The sequence below is a fragment of the Flavobacterium frigoris genome (assembly GCF_900111075.1).
Taxonomy (GTDB): Bacteria; Bacteroidota; Bacteroidia; order Flavobacteriales; family Flavobacteriaceae; genus Flavobacterium; species Flavobacterium frigoris.
Genome location: NZ_FOFZ01000060.1, coordinates 1 through 1,130 on the forward strand (window position 1 = coordinate 1; position 1,130 = coordinate 1,130).

Here is a 1,130-nt window from a genome sequence, read left to right on the forward strand (position 1 = left end):
GGCGGATTCAAGGACCTATCGCAACAAGTCCATTTATTAATAGTTATTCAAAGTTAATTTTTTTGAGGAATATTGTCATCAAATTCAGAATAACTTTTTTGGCTTTTTAAGGAGCCAAAAGTTATCTCCGAATTTTCCTTACCGCCTAACGATTTGGCCTGTATTTCTTCTAGCATCATTTGGTTAGGAGTTTTGTATCCAAGTACCTTTCTGGGTCTGTTATTGAGCTTATATTCGGCTTCTTTTATTTGTTTTAGTGTTATTGTATTAAAGTCCGTTCCTTTAGGAAAAAAGCGTCTGATAAGTCCGTTTGTGTTTTCGTTAGTTCCTCGTTCCCAAGAAGAATAGGGATGAGCAAAATAAATATCCATTCCCGTTTTAGCTGTGAGCCATTTATGATTAGCCATTTCCATTCCGTTATCGTAAGTCATTGATTTTCTTATGTAATTAGGTAAAGTGTTTAAAGTACTGGCAAATGCTTTTGTTACTGTTTTAGATTTTCTATTGTCAATTTTCATAATGAAGGTATATCTTGTTTTTCGCTCTACATTGGTTGCAATGGCACTTTTTTGTCCCACGCCAATCATTAAATCACCTTCCCAATGTCCTATTTCTTCTCGACGTTGAATGTACTGTGGTCTTTGGTCAATACTGACTTGGTCTTTTATTCGGATTCTATTTTTGCCGAACTTTCTGTTGGCTCTTCTTTTATGATGATGATAGGGAAGAAGCTTGATTAGTTTTTTACCTAATGAGGACTGTCTGTGCCTGTAAATGTGTTGATATATAGCTTCATAAGATATAGACATAATAGGGTCGTTTGGATACAAAAGCTTTATACTTCCAGCAATTTGGTCAGGACTATACCCATTTAATAAACCTCGATAGACATACAATTTAAGTCTTTTATAGGTATTGATTTTGTCTTTAGTTCTTTTGGTTGCGTTAACTTCGGTTGTATACCAATTTGCAAGTTGTGCATTATACACATCCGTAGGTTTTACAAGCCAATTTTTAAGCTCATTGGTTATTGTAGAACGAGCTCTTTTTAGATGTTTTGAAATATAACTTTTAGACTTTTTTTCTAGTAGTAAAGTCTCAATAATTATACGTTCATTTAGACTAATTCG

General features: G+C 33.8%; 1 pseudogene. It reads right to left on the bottom strand.

Features of this window, described 5'->3' with window-relative positions:
* Positions 1-161 precede the first annotated feature (161 nt).
* A pseudogene (locus tag BMW63_RS17815) lies at positions 162-1,130 on the bottom strand (IS30 family transposase); the annotation flags it as partial.